We start from the raw sequence: 20657 nt of genomic DNA, 5'->3' as shown, positions 1-20657 counted from the left end.
ATGAATAATAAATTATCACCAATAATATTTTTAATGGGTACTACAGCTTCAGGAAAAACTTATTTAGCAATGAAATTATCTAAAATTTTTCCTATTGAATTAATAAGCGTAGATTCTTCTTTAATATATAAATGGATGGATATAGGAACAGCTAAACCAAATAAAAAAGATCTTTATTACGTAAAACATTGGTTAATTGATATTAAAGAACCTCATGAATACTATTCTGTATCTGAATTTTATTATAATGTTTTAAAAATTATTAAACTAATAATAAAAAAAGGAAAAATACCATTATTAGTTGGTGGTAGTATGTTTTACTATAAAAAACTAATTGAACCAATTTCTCCTTTACCATCTACTAATATTCAAGTTCGTAACTTTATTATTAATAAAATTAAAAATAATGGTAAATATCAAACTTTACATGATTTATTAAATAAAGTAGATTCATATTCTGCAAATAAAATTCATCCTTCTGATTTACAAAGAAATTTAAGAGCATTAGAAGTGTTTTTTTTAACAGGTAAACCATTAAGTAAATTAATAAAAATTAAAAAAAATAAAATTCCTTATAAAATATATCAATTTGCTCTTACTTATTATGATCGTAATAAATTATATAATGCTATAAATACAAGATTAATGAAAATGTTTCAATTAGGATTTGAAGTAGAAGTAAGAAATCTTTTATATAATAAAAAATTACAAATAAATTTTCCTGCAATGCGTTGTATTGGTTATAAACCAATGTATTCTTACATTAATAATGAAATAAATTATACAGATATGTTTAATCAAATAATTTTATCTACACGTCATTTAGCTAAAAAACAATTAACATGGCTTAGAAATTGGAATAATGTACATTGGTTAAATAGTGAAAATTTAGATTTTGCATATAATTCTATAATAAAAATTATAAATAAAATATTTTTATAAAAATAATTTTATGATTAATGAAAAATATGATATATATAATTAACTAAAATTATATAATAAAATTAAAATTTTTTATTTTAACAATAATTAAAAAAGTATGGATCGAGATAATTTTAATAAAAATAAAACAATAAAATATTTTTCTATATTTTTTGTATTCATTTTTTTATTTTTTTTCGTTAATGGATTTTATATTATTAAAAATACAGATAAAGGTATTATTATTAGATTAGGTAAATTATATAATTTAGTTGATCCAGGATTGCATTGGAGATTTATTTTTTTAGACAAAATTAAAGTTGTAAATGTTGTTTCTGTAAAACCATTAATTATAGATAATATGATATTAACTTCAGATTTAAGTTTAGTTAATATTAAAGTAACTGTACAATATAAAATTTTTAATCCATTAGCATATATATTTTCAAATCAAAATTTAATGAATAATTTTAAAGAATCTATTGATAGTGTTTTAAATGAAGTTATAGGAAAATTTTCAATAAATTATATTTTAACTAAAAACGATAATGTAATAAGTGATGAAATTAAAAAAAAATTACAATTAATAGTACAAAAATATAATTTGGGTATTGATATTTTAGATATTAATATTGAATATTTTAAACTCCCTAAAGAAATAGAAAAATCATTTAATGAATTTTTTCTTGTTAAAGAAAATAGAAAAAAACATATAAGAGAAACAGTATTATACTGTGAAAAAAAATATTTTCAAATACAAAATATAATTTGTTTTATAAAAAAACAAGATAAACTCTATACATTAGAAGTAATTAAAAATTATTCTAAAAAAAACAATTTATATAATTTGTTTAAAAAAATAAAATATAAATTATAAATTTAAAAACAATAAAAAAATATTTAATAAATTTATTATAAAAAATAATATTTTATTATTAATAATAGATAAAAATAATAAAAATAATATATTTAAAATATTTTTTATAAATCTAATTTAAATAAAAGAATTTAAAAAATGTATAAATGTTTAATTTATTTATTAGTAATTCTGTTAAATTTTTTATATTTATCCTCCTTCATTATTAATGAAGGATACGTTGGTATTAATATATATAATCATAATAATGATAAAACAAAAAATATTGTTACTATATATAAACCAGGATTATATTTTAAAATTCCATTTTTAAATCAAACTAAAATTTTACATACTGGATTATTAAATACTAATTTTGAAGTTGAAAAATTTATTTTAAATTCTAAAAAAAATCTAATAATTAAAGGATACATAATATGGAAAATTACTAATTTTAAAAATTATATTAAAGCAACTAATGGTAATTTAATTCAAACTGAAATTATACTTAGAAAAAAATTTAGTGATAAATTACAATTAGAGTTTGATAAATTAAATGTTGAAAATATTTTTAATAATTATAATGATTTTTCAATAAAAAATTTATTAAATTATAAAAATAATACAATTAATAGTTTTAAAAAAAACTTTATATCTAAATTAATATTTCAAAATAATAGCAAAATTATTACTAAAAACTTAGCTGATATAGGAATTAGTATTATTGACGTTAGAATAAAAAATATTTCTTTATCTAAAGAAATATTAAAAAGTATATTTGATCGTATAAATTATGAAAAAAGATATATTATTTATAATGAAGAAAATAGAGCAAAAGAAATTGCAGAAAAAATCAAATGTAAATTTTATAATAAAAATATTATTTATTCAAACAATATTTAGTATATTTTTTTAATTATAAAAAATATTTAAATTATATATAATTATAATTATAAAAAATTATATAAAATTTAATATCTTCAAAAATTTATACATATTAATATTACAGTGATTATAGGTAATGAGATATTTATCTCATTTAAAAATTTTTTAAAATAAATTAGAAAAACTCAAATTTTTTTAATTAAAATAAACTTTTTTTACTATATATATTTATTAATTTTAAAAAATTATATTGTTGTAGATGTAGCTCAAAAAATTTTTTTAAAAAATTAATAGATATTATAAAAAAATATAATATTAACATATACAGATAAAATGTCTAAATATTTATTACTTATAGATGATTTATTTAATAAAAATCTTTTTATTAAAAAATTTTTAAAAGTTATTGATTACTATAATTTTAAACCAATTTATTTTTATAAAAGTAATTCTGTAAATTATAAAGAAATATTAGAAGAAATATTAGACATATCAAAAAATTTTACTAAAATATTTATAGATGTAAATAAATATTTATATAAAACAGAAAAAAAATAAAAAACATTATTTTAAATATATACAAAATACATATTTTAAATATGTATCATATAATATATTTTTTCAATTCTATAGTTAGATAGTATAGATAATAAAACTTAAATAATTTCTATATATAAATTGTGTTTACGAACAATTAAAATTTATACTACTAGAACAAGTTTAAAAATTTTTTTTAAATAATTTTTTAATAAATATTATGTACATATTAGTAAATAAAGAAAAATGATTTAGTTTAACAACTGTAAAAATATTTTGTATTTATTAAATATTAATTTTTTTAAAAAAGCTATAATAATTAATTTTTTAAGTAATTTTTTTCAACTAAATTAAATATTTTAAATAGTTTAAATTTTATTAAATTATTTTTTGCTTATGTAACAATGTTTAATAAAAAATTTTTAATTTATCTAAAAAAAGAAGATTGAAATTTTATAAATCAATATATGAAATTTATTCTAAATAGAAAAGATATAAACGGTATTATAAATAGATTAAAATCATTTTAAGTAGATTTTAATCTATATTAAGAAAAATAGAAGAGTTAGTATAATTTTTATAGAATATAATAAGAATTATTATAGATAACTTTTTATAATTATATTTATCTATATAAAAATTAAATTTTTATTTAAATATATTAAAATTCTTTTTTTAAAATTTTTTAAATGATATAATAAATTTTTAATATTAAAATAAATTATATTATATGGAAGATATTATTTTTGGAATTTATCCTGTAATAAATCTTTTAAAAAACAATCCAAAACTATTTAAAAAAATTTACATTTTAAATAACAAAAAAATTACAAATAAAATTAAAGAAATATTTATTAATATAAAAAAATATAATATTCCATATTATGAAGTAAAAAAACAATGGTTAGATCAAAAAACTAATAATCATGTTCATCAAGGAATATTAGGTATAATATATTGTAAAAAAATTAAGTATAATCAAAATGATATAATAAAAATTATTAATAAATTTGAAAAACCATTTATTTTAATGTTAGATAAGATTACAGATCCTCATAATTTTGGAGCATGTATAAGAACTGCTGTAGCAGCTAACATAAATATTATTATATTATCTAAACATTATTCACCAAAATTAAATTCAACAGTTAAAAAGGTATCTTGTGGAACATCAGAAATGTTACCAATTATATTTGTAAATAGTTTAATTCACACAATTAATTTATTAAAAAATCATAATATAACTATCATAGGTACTGATATTAAAAGTAAAAATATTATTTTTGATAAAAAAATATATCTACCAGTATGTATAATTATGGGATCAGAAAATAAAGGAATACGTCCTATTATAAAAAATAATTGTGATATGTTATTAAGTATACCATTATTTAATAATATTAATTCTTTAAATGTTTCTGTATCTACTGGTATTTTTCTATTTGAAATAATAAGACAACATTTATTTTTAAAATAGTATAAATGATATGCTGTATTATTTAAAAAATAGTTTACTATTTAATATAGAATTGAGATCTTATTATGAATAATCCTCTTCTTAAAAATTTTATTTTACCTCCATTTGATAAAATCAAATATAAATTTATAATACCTGCTATTCAAATAATTATTAATAATAATAAATTATTAATAAATAAATTATTAAACAAATATGAAAATATTTATAATTGGGAAAATTTTTGTCAACCAATTTTAGAATTAGATGAAAATCTTAATCGTATTTGTTCTATAATAAATCATTTAAATTATGTAGAACATACTGATGAATTACGTAAAATATATAATATTTTTATTAACATAATTAATGAATATAATTTATGGATTAAACAAAATAAAAAATTATATGATGCTTATATCTTTATAAAAAATAATAAATTTTATTTATATAATTATATGAAAAAAAAATCTATTAATAATATAATTCATTATTATGAATCATCAGGTATTTTACTAAATGAAAAAGATAAAAAAAAATACGTAAAAATTATAAAAAATTTATCCTATTTAAGTATTATTTTTAATAATAATATGTTTGACAGTATAACATCTTGGGAATTAAATATTTTTAATAAAATAGAATTAAAAGATATACCTAATAATATTCTTAATCTTATCAAAGATAATGCTAAAAAAAAGAACAAAAAAGGATACTTAATATCTCTAGATATTCCAATTTATTTAGGCATAATGCAATTTTGTAAAAATAAAATACTTCGTAAAACATTATATTATGCCTATAATACTAGAGCTTCAAATAAAGATAAAAAAAATTGTTGGGATAATTTTCCTATTATAATTAAAGAATTAAAACTACGTTATAGATTAGCAAATTTATTAAAATATAATTCTTATACAGAAAAATCTCTTATGGATAAATCAGTTAAAAATTTTAATGAAATTATATTTTTTCTTAATAATTTAGTCAAAAATTCTTATAATCAAGCTCAAAAAGAAGTATCTGATTTAAAAAATTTTATTAAAAAAAAATACAATTTAATTAAAATTAAACCATGGGATACTTTATTTTATGTAGAAAAATATAAATACCATTTATATGGTATAAATGACAATATTATACGTTCTTATTTTCCATTATCTTATGTTATATACGGAATGTTTAAAGTTATAAATAAAATATTTGGTTTAATCTTTGAAAAAAGAAAAGTAAATGTTTGGAATAAAAATATATTATTTTTCGATGTTTTTAATGAAAATCATGAGTTATATGGAAGTATATATTTTGATTTATATATTCGTAAAAATAAAAGAAATGGAGCTTGGATGGATATTTGTCAATCCAGACTAATGAAATCTAATAATAGATTACAATATCCAGTGGCTTATATCAATTGTAATTTTTCTGCTCCTATTAATAATATTTCTTTATTAACACATAATGACGTTATAACATTGTTTCACGAATTTGGTCATGCACTGCATCATATAATAACAAAAATAAATATACCGAATATTTCGGGAATTAATGGAATTTATTTTGATATAGTAGAATTTCCTAGCCAATTTATAGAGTCTTTATGTTGGGAACCAAAAGTTATTACTTTAATTTCTAATCATTACCAAAATAATGAAATTATGCCACCAAATATTGTGAATAATTTAGTAAAATCTAAAAAATATAATTCTGCATTATCTATGATGCGTCAAATTGAATTAAGCTTATTTGATATAAGAATTCATAATGAATTTAATCCAGTAAAAGACAATAATCAAATATTAGAATTAATGAATGAAATTAGATCTAATTTAATTTCTATTGTACAAACTCCATCTTGGAATAAATATATAAATATTTTTAATCATATATTTGCGGGAGAATATGCAGCTGGTTATTATAGTTATTTATGGTCAGAACAATTTGCTGCAGATTCTTTTTTATATTTTAAAGAAAATAATTTATTTAATAAAAAAATAGGAAAAAATTTTTTAGATAATTTTTTATCTCAAATTAATATTGAAGATCCTTTTATTTTATTTGAAAAATTTAGAAATAGAAAATTAGACAGTAATATTTTACTTATACATAAAGGAATTAAAATTTTAAAAAAATAATTATTAATAATATACATATAAAATATTTTATGAAAAATATAAGAAATTTTTCCATTATCGCTCATATTGATCATGGAAAATCTACATTTGCAGATCGTCTAATAGAATTGTGTGGTGGTTTATCTAATAGAGAAATGAAATCTCAAGTATTAGATACTATGGAATTAGAAAAAGAAAGAGGAATTACAATAAAAGCACAAAGTGTAACTTTAAATTATCAGTCAAAAAATCAAAAGATATATAAATTAAATTTTATTGATACTCCAGGGCATGTTGATTTTTCTTATGAAGTATCTAGATCTTTATCTGCATGTGAAGGTGCTCTATTATTAATAGATGCTGTACAGGGTATTGAAGCACAAACATTGTCTAATTGTAATATTGCCATAAAAATGGGATTAAAAGTTTTACCTGTTATTAATAAAATTGATTTATTTAATGCTAATGTTAATAAAGTTCAAAAAGAAATAGAAGAAATTATAGGAATTAAATCAAAATTTAATTTACAATGTTCTGCAAAAACAGGTTTTGGTGTTTTAGAAATAATAGAAGAATTAGTAAATCAAATTCCATCTCCATCAGGCAAATCTTCTTTTCCTTTACAAGCATTAATTATAGATTCCTGGTTTAATAACTATTTAGGAGTAGTATCATTAATTAGAATTAAAAATGGTAGTATTAGTAAAGGAGATAAAATAATAATTATGAATACACAAAAAAAATATTTTGTAGAAAAATTAGGTATTTTTACTCCTAAACGAATAGAATTAAAAAAATTATATTGTGGAGAAGTTGGTTGGATAATTTTTGGTGTAAAAAATATAAGTGAACTCCCTATAGGAAGTACTATAACATCATATGCTAATCCATCTCATACAATATTATCTGGATTTAAAAAAATAAAACCGCAAGTATATGCAGGTTTATTTCCAATTTCTTCTAGTGATTATAATATATTTAATAATGCATTAAGAAAGTTAAGTTTAAATGATGCATCATTATTTTTTGAACCAGAAAATTCTAATATATTAGGTTATGGATATAGATGTGGTTTTTTAGGTTTACTACATATGGAAATTATACAACAAAGATTAGAACGTGAATATAATATTAATATTATTACTACTATACCTACAGTAAAATATCAAATAGAAACAATAGATAAAAAAATTATTTATGCAGATAGTCCATCTAAATTTCCAGAAATTAATAAAATTAAAGAATTAAGAGAACCAATAGCTAAATGTAATATTTTATCTCCTATACAATATATTGGTAATATAATGAAATTATGTGCAGAAAAAAATGGAGTACATATTAATATGATTTATCATACTAATCAAGTATTATTAATATATGAAATACCTATGTTAGAAGTTATCATTAATTTTTTTGATAATTTAAAATCAATATCTAGTGGTTATGCATCACTTAATTACCATTTTATTAAATTTAAAAAATCTGATTTAGTATGTGTTAGTATATTAATTAATCAAAAACGTGTTGATGCATTAACTACTATTACTTATAAAAGTAAAATTTATTATTATTGTAATTTATTAGTCGAAAAAATAAAAAAATTAATTCCAAGACAACAATTTGATATTAAAATACAAGCTGCTATAGGAAAAAATATTATTGCTAGTTCGATTATTAAACAACTTAGAAAAAATGTTATAGCAAAATGTTATGGAGGAGATATAAGCCGCAAAAAAAAATTAATTCAAAAACAAAAAGAAGGAAAAAAAAAAATGAAAGTTATTGGTAACGTTTTATTACCTACTTCTGTTTTTTTAGCTATATTAAAAATAACAAAATAAATAATTTATTACTTTAAGTATGGAAAATATGAATATTAATAATAATATATTTCAATTAGTACTAATGTTTAGTTTATTAATAACAGGGTGTATATGGTTTTATTATAAAATCATAATATTATATATTTTTTATAAAAAAAGACATAATCAAAATATATATTATTATAATGTTAGTAAGTATAGAGAATCTTGGCAAAGAGAAATTGGATCTTTGTTTCCTATTATATTAGCAGTATTTTTAATTCGTTTTTTTTTATACGAACCATTTTATATTCCATCAGAATCAATGATGCCAACTTTACTTATAGGAGATTTTGTTTTAGTAAATAAATTTATTTATGGTATAAAAAATCCATTAAATAATCATTATTTTATAAATAATAAAAATCCTAAAAGAGGAGATATTGTTGTTTTTCAATTTCCTAAAAATCCTAAAGTAGTTTATATCAAAAGAATAATAGGTTTACCAGGAGATAAAATTGTATACAATATAAAAAATAAGCAAGTCTTTTTGTATTCTTTTAATAAAAACAATAAAATTATTCAATATAAAAAATTTAAAATAAGTAATTATGTTCAAATGTTTAAAAGTTTTAATAAAAATTTAGATAAAAATATTATTCTTTATAATATTCATAATAAAAATATTTTTGGGGGTTTAAAATTATTTGAATATACAGAAAAAATACATGATTTTTCTCATAAAATTCTATTTTCTCCTGAAATATTTCAAACATTAGAAATATATCATCAAGATAATCAACCTGATTATACATGGATAGTACCTTATGATAGTTATTTTGTAATGGGAGATAATCGTGATGATAGTTATGATAGTCGTTATTGGGGTTTTGTAAATAAAAAATATTTATTAGGAAAAGCTACTTATATTTGGATGAGTTTAGAAAAACAAAAAAATATATGGCCGTCTAAAATACGTTTTTATAGAATAAAGGAAATTAAATAACACTAATTATTATATAAAAATATTAGAATATAATTATGTGAATTTTATTATGATAAACCAATTACAACAAAAGTTAGGTTATACTTTTAACCGTCAAAATTTATTATATCAAGCTTTAACTCATCGAAGTGCAAGCTGTAAACATAATGAAAGATTAGAATTTTTAGGAGATTCTATACTTAGTTATATTATTGCTAAAGAATTATATAATAAATTTCCTAACGTAAATGAAGGTAATATGAGTCGTATGAGAGCTACTTTAGTGAGGGGTAATACATTAGCTAATATTGCTAGAGAATTTAAATTAGGAGAATATTTATTATTAGGTCCAGGAGAATTAAAAAATGGAGGATATAATAGAGAATCTATTTTAGCAGATACTATGGAAGCTTTAATTGGTAGTATTTGTATAGATTCTAATATTAAAATTGTAGAAAAAATTATATTAAAATGGTATAAATTTAGATTAAAAGAAATTATACCTGGCAATAATCAAAAAGATCCTAAAACAAAATTACAAGAATATTTACAAAGATCTCATTTACCATTACCATATTATTTTATATTACAAATAAATGGTGAGGTACATAATCAGAAATTTATTATTCAATGTAAAATTAACGGTATATCAGAAATAATAACAGGAATAGGTTCTAGTCGCCGTAAAGCAGAACAATCAGCAGCAAAACATGCATTAATTAAATTAGGAATTTAAAAAGATAGGTATATTAAAAAAGTGAATAGAATAATATCATTTTATTTTGGTAGAGTTTTAATATTAGGTAGAACTAATGTAGGAAAATCTACATTATTGAATTCTCTAATAGGAAAAAAAATTTCTATTACATCTCATAAAATAAATACTACTTGTTTTAATATTTCTGGAATATACAATTATAATAATTATCAAATTGAATACATTGATACTCCTGGTTTTATAGAGAATAATAATGTTATTTATAATAATTTATTTAATAAAAATAATATTGATGTAATTTTATTAGTCTTAGATCAAAATAAATGGAACAATATAGAAGAAAATATTATTAAAATAATCAATAAAATTACTATTTTTATTCCAATTATTATTGTAATTAATAAAATAGATAAAATTTATAATAAAACAATATTATTAACATATATTAATTTTATTAAAAAAAAAATATTGTTTACTGATTTAATTATGGTTTCGGCAAAAAAAAAATTATATGTTAATGATATTAATCATGCTATATTTAAAATTTTACCTAAAAAAAAACATTTATTTCCAAAAAATTACATTACAAATCAATCGAAAGAATTAATTATTTCTGAAATAATACGAGAATATATTATAAGATATATTCATAATGAATTACCATATATGATAAAAATCAAAATAGAACCATTTATTAGAAATTCTAAAATTCTCTTAAAAAATATTAATGTACTAATTTATGTTAAAAAAATAAGTCAAAAAAAAATATTAATAGGTAAAAATGCTAATATAATAAAATTTATTGTCAATAGATCTCAAAATAGTATAGAAAAATTTTTTAAAAAAAAAATTACATTAAATATATGGATTAAATTAAAATAAATATTTTGATTTATTTTAATTTTAAATTAAGATTTAATATGAAAATTATTGGAATAGGTATTGATATCGTAGAAATTAGTAGAATTCAAAAAATTTTTTATAAATTTAAAAATCGTTTTATACATAAAATTCTTACTATAAATGAAAGAAATGATTATAATAACAATTATAAAAATAATATATATTTTTTAGCTAAACATTTTGCTATTAAAGAATCAGCCGTAAAAGCTTTAAATACTGGTTTTACCAATGGAATATTTTTTAATCAATTTGAATTATACTCTAATAAATATGGTAAACCAAAATTAAAAATTTTTCATCAAGCATTAAAAGTTGCAAATAAAATGAAATATAAAAAAATTCATGTATCATTATCTGATGAAAAAAAATATGTTTGTGCAATTGTTATAATTGAAGGTTAAGTTTATTTAATTAAATATTTTTTATTTAATGAAAAGATTTTTGTTTTTTTATTAAATTATATGCAGCTTGTATATTTTGTGTTTTTACTTTAGCTTTTTCTAATGTTTCCGCGGAATATCCTTTTGAAACTAATTTATCAGGATGATATTTACTCATTAATTTTCGATAAGCTCTTTTAATTTTTAATAAACTATCACTTTTCTTTACTCCTAATATTGTATAAGCTTTTTCTATATTTAATTGATTGAAATCATCTTGATGATTATGATAATAATTATTATCTTGATAATTATCATAATAATTGGATTGATTATCATAATAATTGGATTGATTATCATAATAATTGGATTGATTATCATAATAATTATTATTATAATAATTATTATTATTATTATTATAATATTTAAAAAAGTCTTTAAAAAAAAATTTTTTTGCAGATTCATTTAGAATTAAATTATTTATAAAATGTCTTATTTGAATTTCAGATATATTTAATTCATTAAATATTATAAATAATACTTTTTTTGTTTTTTTATCTAAATAATCATTTATAAATGCTATTTTTATTTGAATTTTTAAAAAATTTTCTATTAAGTCACTCCTAGTAATGAATATATTGTATAAATTATTCAATTTATGAGTTAAAGGATAATCATCTTTTTTACCATTTTTAAATGAATTTTGTGCATATAAAATATCTCTTTTATTAAGATTCATATCTTTCATTAAGTCTGTAGTCATTTTAATATCTTTATTACTAATAAAACCTTTAGACTTACTGATATATCCCATAACTTCAAAAATAGTTTTTAAGTATAATTTTTTTATTAATTCTTGATTTTCAAAATATTGATTTTCATAATACATTTCATTTATTTTATCTACTATCGAACCAATTAAAATACCAAATATTATACTAGAAAAATTATTTCCAAACATTACACTAATTAAAAAACCAATTAATCTACCCCAATACAACATATATTCCTCAATAAATATATGAAAAATTATAGTTTTATATAATATATATTTATATAAATATTACTATACTATTTACAATCGATTTTATATTATATTATATAATTAATATTATTTTTAATATTTATTTAATTATAATATAAATTAAATTTTTATGATTAAAAATTTTATTAAAAATAGGAAAAAAATGAAAATTAAACAAATAATTTTTATTATTACTTTATGTTTTTTAACATATTATAATAATTTATATGCATCATTTCAAATGATTGATCAAGTAGGAATTATTATTAATAATGATATGATTACAAAAAAAGATATTTGTAATTTAATAAATGTATTTGATACTCAAAAAAAACAATATTCATGTATTGATTCAAATTTTTTAAATAAAATAATTATTAAAAATTTATTTATGAATAATATATCTTTACAAATAAGTAAAAATTATAATATTTATATACCAGATAAAAATATTAATAATATTATTAATAATATATTAATAAATTTTAATATAAATATTGATATATTTAATAAAGAACTTATAAATAATAAAACAAATTATGATGAATATCATAATTTTATAAAAAAAGAATTAATTATTAATTTAATAAAACTTGAAATAGTAAAAAATAATATTGTTATTTTTGATGAAGAAGTAGATTCTTTAAAAAAATTTTTATATATGAAAGATAGAAAAAAAATACAATATAATATTACTATATTTTATATCCCAATTAAGAAAAATACATTAAAAAGTAATTTTAACAAAAAATTATATTTAACTAAAATATTAATAAATAAATTTAAAAATCATAATTTTATTTTATCTAGTAAAGTTAATATAAATTTTTATAAAAAAAAAGATATTCAAGTAAAAGATTTAGGTTGGATAACACAAGATACTTGTCCAGAAAAATTTATTAAATATTTAGATTATTCAGTACATGTAAAAGATATAATAGGACCTATATATTTAGATTCAGGATTTTATTTATTAAGGATCAATAATTTAAAAATTTATAATTATGTAAATAAAAAAGTTTTAATAAAATATATTTTTTTTAAAAAAAATAATTTAAATAAAAAATTATTAATTAATAAAATAAATAACATCCGTAATATTATTATAGATAATGAAATAAGTTTTGAACAAGCAATTAATTTATTTTCTGATGAAAGTAAATTAATTCAATCTCAAAATAAAGTAAATAACAAATGGATTCCTTTAGAAAATTTTTCTTCAGATATAAAAAAAGTTATTAATAAATTAAAAATAAATGAAATTAGTTCTATCATTAAAAATGATAATGGGTATTTTTTATTAAAATTAATAAATGTTAAAAATCTCTCAAAAAAAGATTCTTTTTTTGAAAAAAAAGCTAAAGATATTATTTTTAGTCAAAAATTTTTTCAAGAGTTAAATCATTGGTTTTTTACATATTTAAGTGGAGTATATATAAATAATCTATTAAATAATAATTACCAATTAAATTATAATAATATAGATTCATAATAATTTAATTATTAATAATTAAATTATATATAAATGTTTATAAGAAATTAAAATGAAATTATTTTTCAAAAAAAAATATGGACAACATATATTAAAAGACAAATTGGTTATTAATAAAATAATTTCGATGATTAATCCTAAATCTTCTAATATTATGGTAGAAATAGGTCCAGGATTAGGTGCATTAACTATTCCTATGATAAAATATAATAATTTTATATCAGTTATTGAAATAGATCAAAATTTTGTAAATTATTTAAAATATAATAAAAAAATTGTAGAAGCTAAAGTTTTAATTTTCCTAGCTAATGCTTTAAAATTTAATTTTAATATTTTATTTGAAAAATACAATAAAAAAATACGTATTTTTGGTAGTTTACCTTATAATATTGCTACAACATTAATTTTTTATTTATTTAATAATTATATAAATAGTATAAAAGATATGAATTTTATAATGCAAAAAGAAGTAGTAAACTCTTTAATTGCAAATACTGGTGAAAAAAATTATGGATGTTTAAGTATTATGTCACAATTTTATTGTAAGATAAAATCTTTAATAGAGATAAAACCAATTTCTTTTTATCCTATTCCTAAAGTATTATCTAATATGGTATATATAAAACCTTATAAAAATAATCCTTATAAATTAAATAATATTAATTTATTAAAAATGATAGTACAAAAAGCTTTTAGTATGAGAAGAAAAATATTACGTAATAGTTTAAAAGATTTATTTTCAATAGATGATCTAAACTATTTTGGTATAGATTATAAAATTCGTGCTGAAAATGTTTCAATATCAGAATATTGTCAATTAGCTCAATATTTAGAATTACATGGTTATTCTTTATAAAGGATATAAACTAATGAAATCATTATCTCAAGTTTATATAAAAGTAGACAGTATTTATATAGAATCACAATCTATTCCTAAATCTAATCGTTATGTTTTTGCATATACTGTAACTATTAATAACTTAGGTAAAAAATTATTACAACTAATAAGTCGTTATTGGATAATAACAAATGGAAATGGTAAAAAAACTCAAATACATGGTGAAGGAGTGATAGGTAAAAAACCCTATATAAAACCAGGAAGTGATTTTAAATACACTAGTGGAGCTATTTTAGAAACTCCAATTGGTACTATGCAAGGTCATTATATCATGATAGATGAAAATGGAAATATTTTCCATGTAGATATTCCTGTTTTTCGTTTAGCAATTAAAACTTATATTCATTAATTTAAATTAATATGTAAAATTATATGACAACTTATATTATTGGAGATATTCATGGTTATTATAATGAATTTTTGTCTTTGTTAAAAAAAGTTAATTTTAATTATAAAAAAGATCATTTATGGATAACTGGAGATATTATTGCTCGTGGTCCTGATTCAGATAAAATATTATTTTATTTATATAATATTCAAAAATCTGTAAAATTAGTTTTAGGTAATCATGATTTATATTTATTAGCTTTACATTCTGGAATACCTAATACTGGCACTATATATGATCAAAAAATATTAGAATTATTAGCAAATAAAAAAATTTCTTTTATTATTGATAATTGGTTAAAATATCAACCTTTAATTCAAATAAATAAAGAAAAAAAAATTATAATGACACATGCAGGTATTACTCCACAATGGAATAATATTGATATATTAAATTCTGTTTCACGTGAAGTAAAAGATATTTTAGTAAGTAAAAATAATAAAATTTTTTTTGCTTCTATGTGTAATAAAAGATATCAAATAAATAACTGGAATAATAACAAACTTACAGGATTTAAACGTTTTAACTTTATTTTAAATTCATTAACAAAAATGAGATATTGTTATCCAGACGGAACATTAGAAATGACAACTAAAGGAGAACCTAAAAATGTATCTAAATTATTAAAACCATGGTTTTTAATACCTAATGATATATATAAAAAATATACAATACTATTTGGACATTGGTCATCTTTAAATGGAAGATATACTCCTTCACATATAATGGGATTAGATACTGGTTGTTGTTGGGGAAATAAATTGACAATGCTTTCTTGGGAAAATAAAAAATTTTACACAGAAAATTGTAAAATTTAAAATTTATGTTTAAATTATTACCTATAAGTAAATATATTTTATATAAATTTAAAAATAAATTTATAAATCGTAATGTAATTTTTTCTGGAAATATTAGAGATTCTATACCAATTTATTTAGATACTTTAACTAGTATTATTAATACTCATCAATATGATTATTATATATGGTTAAAAAAATTTTTAAATAATAAAGTACATTATGATTTAGTAAAAAATATATCAATAAATAATTTTGATACACTTTTATTTTTTTGGTCAAAAAATAAAAGTGAATCAATTTTTTTATTAGAAAATATATTATCTATTTTAAGTATAAATAGTGATATTTATATAATAGGAGAAAATAATAGTGGAATAAATCAAATAAAAAATATAGAAAATTTTTCTACTCATATAAATTTTAATAAAATTATTAGTGCAAGAAAATGTAGTATTTATTATGGATTTTTACGTAAAAAAATTATTTTTAATAAAGATATTTATTGGATTAATTATTTTTATAAAAATTATAGTATTAATAGTTTACCTGGTGTATTTAGTTCTAATAAATTAGATTATGGTAGTAAATTATTAATTTCTACCATTACAATTAATAATATAAAAGGTAAAATATTAGATATTGGTTGTGGATCTGGTATTCTTTCTACAATCATTGGTGGTAGTACTAATAAAAATTATTTATTATTTTTAATTGATACAAATTCTAACGCTATTACTTCAAGTAAAAAAACAATTTTTATAAATAAAATTAAAAATACATATATATTTCCAAGTGATATATATTCTAATATTCATGAAAAATTTGACTTAATTATATCAAACCCACCTTTTCATATAGGATTAAATTATTCCTTAAATATATTATATAAAATAATTTATAATGTAAAAAATTATTTAAATTATGGTGGAGAACTTCGTTTTGTTACGAATAATTTTTTACCATGTTTTAAATTATTTAAAAAAAAATTTAATATAAATATATTACGTAAAAATAAAAATTTTACAGTATATAGTATTAAAAATATTTAGTATTTAATTAATCTAATATTAATAGAAAATAAATTATAAAATCATAAAAATAATTAAATCTAGTAATATATATACATATTATATAATTTTAATATATTTTTATAAAAAATATAATGTCAATTATTATTATTTATAACTAATCATATTATTAATATTCATACCCATTTTAAGTGCTATAGATGATACTATATATATAGAAGATATAGTTCCGAAAATTACACCAATAAACATAATTAAAGAAAAGTTCTTTAATATAATACCTCCAAAAATATATAAAACAAATATCATAGTTAAAACTGTTAATGAAGTAATAATACTTCTTTTAAAAGTTTGATTAATTGATAAATTAATAATTTTATAAATATTATAATTATTTAATTTATAACAATTTTCACGTATTCTATCTGAAATAACAATACTATCATTAAGAGAATAACAAATTATAGACATAAGAGAAGAAATTATAGAAAGATCTACTTCAATATAAAATATTGATATTATACCTAAAGTAATGATTAAATCATGTAATAAAGATATGATTATACTATATGCTAAATGCCATTCAAAACGAAAACCTACATAGATCCAAATACCTATTAAAGTAACCATTATAGTAGCAATACCAGAAAAAATTAAATTTTTACCTATATTTGGTCCTATATATTCTATATTTTTAATTATAAATTTTTGTTTATATAATTTTTTAATTAAATTTACTAATTTTGGATCAATTATTTGTTTATCTTTTAATATAGATTTATTTTTTGATAATTTAAGAGTTAAATTATGATTATTATTTACTAAATTAATTTCAATTTTTGAAGAATATAATTTTTGTATTAATAATCTAGTATTATTAATTTTATTAATTGGATTTTTAAAATGTAATTCTATTATTGTACCACCTGTAAAATCTACTCCCCAATTTAAACCTTTATATAATAAAACTATTATAGATAATGTAATTAAAATTACTGAAATAAATAAAGCATAATTATTCCATTTCATAAAATCATAATATTTTAACTTATTTTGTTTAATTGTTTTAATTTTGTTAAAAAAAAAATACATATTTTTTAATATTCTCCATATATAATAAAATTAATAATTTATTAAATAGGTAATTTTTTTATTTTTTTACCACCATAAATAATATTTACTATTGCTCTGGTAATAATTACAGAAGTAAACATAGATGTTAAAATACCAATAAAAGTAGTAATAGCAAAACCTTGTATTTCTCTAGAACCTAAGCTATATAAAACACAAGAAGTAATTAGTGTAGTTATATTTGCGTCACAAATACTAGAAAAAGCTCCTTTATAACCATAATCTATAGCTTTTTGAATAGATATTTTATTATTTAATTCTTCTTTAATTCTTTCATTAATTAAAACATTTGCATCTATAGCAATAGCTAAAGCTAAAACTATTCCTGCAATACCTGACATTGTTAGTGTTGCTCCAGGTAAAAGAGAAAGAAAACTAATGGTAAAAATTAGATTAATAAATAAAGCAATAATTGCAATTATACCAAATACATGATAATAAAATATCATAAATATGATACATATTGAAATACCTATAATACAAGCTTTTATCCCTTGTCTAATATTTTCTTTTCCAACTGAAGGACCAATATTTTGTTCTTCTATTATTTGTATAGGTGCACTTAGCGAACCAGATCTTAGTAAAATTGATAATTTATTTGCTTCTTTTATATTTTTTAAACCAGTTATCTTAAAACTATCATTTAATTTTGACTGTATAGTTGCTATATTTATTATTTCTTCTTTTTTATATTGTATAAAATGTCCTTTTATATCTTTTTTATTACTATTTATATAATTTACAAGTACTGTTGCAATATTATCTCCAATATGTTTTTCAGAAAATTTTGATAAAATATCTCCACCTTTTTTATCTAAAAAAATATTTACTTGTGGTTGATTATATTCATTTCTGCTAATATTTGAATGAATAATATTTGATCCATCTATTATTATTTTTTTATCTAAAAAAATAGGAACGTTATTATTCCATAAATAATAAGAAAAATTTTTATTTTGAAGATTATTCATATTGTTATCAACTAAATGAAATTCTAATGTTGCTGTACTACCTAATATTTCTTTTGCTTCTAAAATATTTTGTATCCCTGGTAATTCTATTACAATATTATTTGTACCTTTTTTTTGTACTATAGAATCAGAAATACCTATTTGGTTAACTCTTTTACGTAATACATTTATATTATTTTCTATAATAGATTTTTTTAAATCTAAAAACCATTGTTTTTTCATAGAAACTAATAAACCATTTTTAATAATATTATAATTAATAAAATTATTATTTTGATTATTTAAATATTTTTTTGTTTTATCTCTTATATTATTATTTTTAAAAAAAATTTTGTAATTAAAATTATTAGATCTTTTTAATTTAAACGAAATATTTTTATTCTTTAATATTAATTTTAAATCTTCAATATTTTGTTCTCGTAATTTTTGAAAAATATAATTATCATTAACTCTTAATAAAAAATATATACCACCTCGTAAATCTAATCCTAACCTTATTGGTTTTGCTCTTAAAAAAGATAACCATCTTGGAATAGATGAAATTAATTTCACTATTACAATATATTTTTTAGATGAATCTTTTTTAAGAATTTCGTATGCTCGTAATTGATTTTCTATATTATTAAAAATAATACTAATATTATTATTTTTAAAAAAAATTTTTTTATAATGAATTTTATTAGAGCTTAATTTTTTTTTAATATTTATTATTATTTTTTTTTGCGAAAAATTTTTATTTAAAATATTAATTTTAACAATAGGAATATCTCTATATATATTTGGTAATGAATATATAACACCAATTATTATAAATAAAACTATTAGAGTATATTGCCACCAATAATATTTATTTAACACGATAAAATTCCTATTGGTAATAGTAAATTATGAAAAAAATTTTTTAATAGTACCTTTAGGTACAATTGCAATAACAAAATCTTTTTTAATAACAATTTGATTGTTCTTATTTACTAAAATAGTAATATATCCACAATCTGATGTTTTTACGATTTTTCCAATAATTCCACCAGTTGTTAATATTTCATCTCCATTAGAAAGTGAATTTATTAATTCTTTTTTTTCTTTATTTTTTTGATTTTGTGGTTTAATTATCATAAAATAGCATATTATACCAAAAATTAAAATCATAACTAGTAAAGAAATAATATTATCTTTAGAATGTATTCCATTATTTACAGCTGTTGTAGCTGCTTCTATATTAGAAATAAAAAAATTCATCTAGTTTATTCCTTAATAATTAAAAATAATTATTTTATATTTTAAAATAATTAATTGAATGATAAACAATTATTATATAAAATAACATAAAAAATTACATTTTATCAAATAAAATTTTAGGAATTTATT

The 20657-nt window shown here is 17.4% G+C and carries 20 protein-coding genes; 16 read left to right on the top strand and 4 right to left on the bottom strand.

Translation table 11 applies throughout. The features are described 5' to 3' along the window. The 11 genes from miaA to acpS all read left to right on the top strand — a co-directional run bounded on the left by miaA (nucleotide 1) and on the right by acpS (nucleotide 11578). Nucleotides 1-942 (top strand): tRNA (adenosine(37)-N6)-dimethylallyltransferase MiaA, encoded by a 942-nt coding sequence (miaA, locus tag GJT80_RS00945; RefSeq protein WP_168867529.1) that lies wholly within the window; start codon nucleotides 1-3, stop codon nucleotides 940-942. A gap of 97 nt (nucleotides 943-1039) precedes the next feature. After that, nucleotides 1040-1798: an FtsH protease activity modulator HflK gene (gene hflK, locus GJT80_RS00940; RefSeq protein ID WP_168867528.1), complete on the top strand. Its 759-nt coding sequence runs from the start codon at nucleotides 1040-1042 to the stop codon at nucleotides 1796-1798. A gap of 138 nt (nucleotides 1799-1936) precedes the next feature. Next, on the top strand, nucleotides 1937-2680 hold the full coding sequence (locus GJT80_RS00935) for an SPFH domain-containing protein (RefSeq protein ID WP_168867527.1): 744 nt from the start codon (nucleotides 1937-1939) through the stop codon (nucleotides 2678-2680). A 315-nt stretch (nucleotides 2681-2995) separates the two neighbouring features. Then, a complete protein-coding gene (locus tag GJT80_RS00930; protein WP_168867526.1) occupies nucleotides 2996-3220 on the top strand; it encodes a hypothetical protein in 225 nt (74 codons plus the stop codon). A 709-nt stretch (nucleotides 3221-3929) separates the two neighbouring features. Next, nucleotides 3930-4676 carry a 23S rRNA (guanosine(2251)-2'-O)-methyltransferase RlmB gene (rlmB, locus tag GJT80_RS00925; RefSeq protein ID WP_168867525.1) on the top strand — a complete coding sequence of 249 codons (747 nt, stop codon included), beginning with the start codon at nucleotides 3930-3932 and terminating at the stop codon, nucleotides 4674-4676. 65 nt (nucleotides 4677-4741) lie between these two features. Next, complete coding sequence (locus GJT80_RS00920; RefSeq protein WP_168867524.1) at nucleotides 4742-6790, top strand: M3 family metallopeptidase; 2049 nt, start codon at nucleotides 4742-4744, stop codon at nucleotides 6788-6790. A gap of 29 nt (nucleotides 6791-6819) precedes the next feature. Beyond that, nucleotides 6820-8610, top strand: coding sequence for a translation elongation factor 4 (gene lepA / locus GJT80_RS00915; protein ID WP_168867523.1), 1791 nt, complete (start codon nucleotides 6820-6822; stop codon nucleotides 8608-8610). A gap of 28 nt (nucleotides 8611-8638) precedes the next feature. Further along, entirely contained in the window at nucleotides 8639-9577 is a 939-nt protein-coding gene (lepB, locus tag GJT80_RS00910) for a signal peptidase I (RefSeq protein WP_168867522.1), read from the top strand. A gap of 37 nt (nucleotides 9578-9614) precedes the next feature. Next, on the top strand, nucleotides 9615-10292 hold the full coding sequence (gene rnc / locus GJT80_RS00905; protein WP_168867521.1) for a ribonuclease III: 678 nt from the start codon (nucleotides 9615-9617) through the stop codon (nucleotides 10290-10292). A gap of 21 nt (nucleotides 10293-10313) precedes the next feature. Further along, nucleotides 10314-11156: a GTPase Era gene (gene era, locus GJT80_RS00900; protein WP_168867520.1), complete on the top strand. Its 843-nt coding sequence runs from the start codon at nucleotides 10314-10316 to the stop codon at nucleotides 11154-11156. Nucleotides 11157-11194: 38 nt separating this feature from the next. Beyond that, nucleotides 11195-11578: a holo-ACP synthase gene (gene acpS, locus GJT80_RS00895; RefSeq protein WP_168867519.1), complete on the top strand. Its 384-nt coding sequence runs from the start codon at nucleotides 11195-11197 to the stop codon at nucleotides 11576-11578. Between the two features lie 25 nt (nucleotides 11579-11603). Here the strand turns inward: acpS and djlA are convergent, their stop codons facing one another. Beyond that, nucleotides 11604-12560, bottom strand: a complete 957-nt coding sequence (gene djlA, locus GJT80_RS00890) for a co-chaperone DjlA (RefSeq protein ID WP_168867518.1) — start codon at nucleotides 12558-12560, stop codon at nucleotides 11604-11606. A gap of 184 nt (nucleotides 12561-12744) precedes the next feature. On the opposite strand from djlA, the gene GJT80_RS00885 reads away from it, so the two are divergent. The 5 genes from GJT80_RS00885 to rsmC are packed head-to-tail and all read left to right on the top strand — an operon-like array spanning nucleotide 12745 to nucleotide 17208. Continuing rightward, nucleotides 12745-14073, top strand: a complete 1329-nt coding sequence (locus GJT80_RS00885) for a peptidylprolyl isomerase (RefSeq protein ID WP_168867517.1) — start codon at nucleotides 12745-12747, stop codon at nucleotides 14071-14073. Nucleotides 14074-14125: 52 nt separating this feature from the next. Then, nucleotides 14126-14929 (top strand): 16S rRNA (adenine(1518)-N(6)/adenine(1519)-N(6))-dimethyltransferase RsmA, encoded by an 804-nt coding sequence (gene rsmA, locus GJT80_RS00880; RefSeq protein ID WP_168867516.1) that lies wholly within the window; start codon nucleotides 14126-14128, stop codon nucleotides 14927-14929. A 13-nt stretch (nucleotides 14930-14942) separates the two neighbouring features. Beyond that, the gene (gene apaG / locus GJT80_RS00875) at nucleotides 14943-15320 is read left to right on the top strand and encodes a Co2+/Mg2+ efflux protein ApaG (RefSeq protein WP_168867807.1); all 378 of its coding nucleotides are present in this window, start codon (nucleotides 14943-14945) and stop codon (nucleotides 15318-15320) included. Nucleotides 15321-15343: 23 nt separating this feature from the next. Next, entirely contained in the window at nucleotides 15344-16177 is an 834-nt protein-coding gene (locus GJT80_RS00870; RefSeq protein ID WP_168867515.1) for a symmetrical bis(5'-nucleosyl)-tetraphosphatase, read from the top strand. A 5-nt stretch (nucleotides 16178-16182) separates the two neighbouring features. Continuing rightward, nucleotides 16183-17208, top strand: coding sequence for a 16S rRNA (guanine(1207)-N(2))-methyltransferase RsmC (rsmC, locus tag GJT80_RS00865; RefSeq protein WP_168867514.1), 1026 nt, complete (start codon nucleotides 16183-16185; stop codon nucleotides 17206-17208). A 126-nt stretch (nucleotides 17209-17334) separates the two neighbouring features. Here rsmC and secF read toward each other — a convergent pair whose 3' ends face one another. The 3 genes from secF to yajC are packed head-to-tail and all read right to left on the bottom strand — an operon-like array spanning nucleotide 17335 to nucleotide 20528. Then, nucleotides 17335-18279, bottom strand: a complete 945-nt coding sequence (gene secF, locus GJT80_RS00860; protein ID WP_168867513.1) for a protein translocase subunit SecF — start codon at nucleotides 18277-18279, stop codon at nucleotides 17335-17337. 41 nt (nucleotides 18280-18320) lie between these two features. After that, a complete protein-coding gene (gene secD / locus GJT80_RS00855) occupies nucleotides 18321-20147 on the bottom strand; it encodes a protein translocase subunit SecD (RefSeq protein WP_168867512.1) in 1827 nt (608 codons plus the stop codon). A 27-nt stretch (nucleotides 20148-20174) separates the two neighbouring features. Continuing rightward, complete coding sequence (yajC, locus tag GJT80_RS00850) at nucleotides 20175-20528, bottom strand: preprotein translocase subunit YajC (RefSeq protein ID WP_168867511.1); 354 nt, start codon at nucleotides 20526-20528, stop codon at nucleotides 20175-20177. Nucleotides 20529-20657: the final 129 nt, after the last annotated feature.

Origin of the sequence: Enterobacteriaceae endosymbiont of Plateumaris braccata (assembly GCF_012563325.1) — a bacterium.
In the GTDB taxonomy this organism is placed as follows: domain Bacteria; phylum Pseudomonadota; class Gammaproteobacteria; order Enterobacterales; family Enterobacteriaceae.
This window is presented reverse-complemented; position numbering and strand designations above follow the sequence as displayed.

Bases quoted from the DNA above. Each gene is read 5' to 3' on its own strand.
- GJT80_RS00920 (WP_168867524.1), top strand. From the start codon at position 4,742: ATGAATAATCCTCTTCTTAAAAATTTTATTTTACCTCCATTTGATAAA.
- yajC (WP_168867511.1), bottom strand. From the start codon at position 20,528: ATGAATTTTTTTATTTCTAATATAGAAGCAGCTACAACAGCTGTAAAT.
- djlA (WP_168867518.1), bottom strand. From the start codon at position 12,560: ATGTTGTATTGGGGTAGATTAATTGGTTTTTTAATTAGTGTAATGTTT.
- miaA (WP_168867529.1), top strand. From the start codon at position 1: ATGAATAATAAATTATCACCAATAATATTTTTAATGGGTACTACAGCT.
- apaG (WP_168867807.1), top strand. From the start codon at position 14,943: ATGAAATCATTATCTCAAGTTTATATAAAAGTAGACAGTATTTATATA.
- GJT80_RS00885 (WP_168867517.1), top strand. From the start codon at position 12,745: ATGAAAATTAAACAAATAATTTTTATTATTACTTTATGTTTTTTAACA.
- lepA (WP_168867523.1), top strand. From the start codon at position 6,820: ATGAAAAATATAAGAAATTTTTCCATTATCGCTCATATTGATCATGGA.
- secF (WP_168867513.1), bottom strand. From the start codon at position 18,279: ATGTATTTTTTTTTTAACAAAATTAAAACAATTAAACAAAATAAGTTA.
- GJT80_RS00935 (WP_168867527.1), top strand. From the start codon at position 1,937: ATGTATAAATGTTTAATTTATTTATTAGTAATTCTGTTAAATTTTTTA.
- rsmC (WP_168867514.1), top strand. From the start codon at position 16,183: ATGTTTAAATTATTACCTATAAGTAAATATATTTTATATAAATTTAAA.
- acpS (WP_168867519.1), top strand. From the start codon at position 11,195: ATGAAAATTATTGGAATAGGTATTGATATCGTAGAAATTAGTAGAATT.
- GJT80_RS00930 (WP_168867526.1), top strand. From the start codon at position 2,996: ATGTCTAAATATTTATTACTTATAGATGATTTATTTAATAAAAATCTT.
- hflK (WP_168867528.1), top strand. From the start codon at position 1,040: ATGGATCGAGATAATTTTAATAAAAATAAAACAATAAAATATTTTTCT.
- GJT80_RS00870 (WP_168867515.1), top strand. From the start codon at position 15,344: ATGACAACTTATATTATTGGAGATATTCATGGTTATTATAATGAATTT.
- lepB (WP_168867522.1), top strand. From the start codon at position 8,639: ATGAATATTAATAATAATATATTTCAATTAGTACTAATGTTTAGTTTA.
- rsmA (WP_168867516.1), top strand. From the start codon at position 14,126: ATGAAATTATTTTTCAAAAAAAAATATGGACAACATATATTAAAAGAC.
- rlmB (WP_168867525.1), top strand. From the start codon at position 3,930: ATGGAAGATATTATTTTTGGAATTTATCCTGTAATAAATCTTTTAAAA.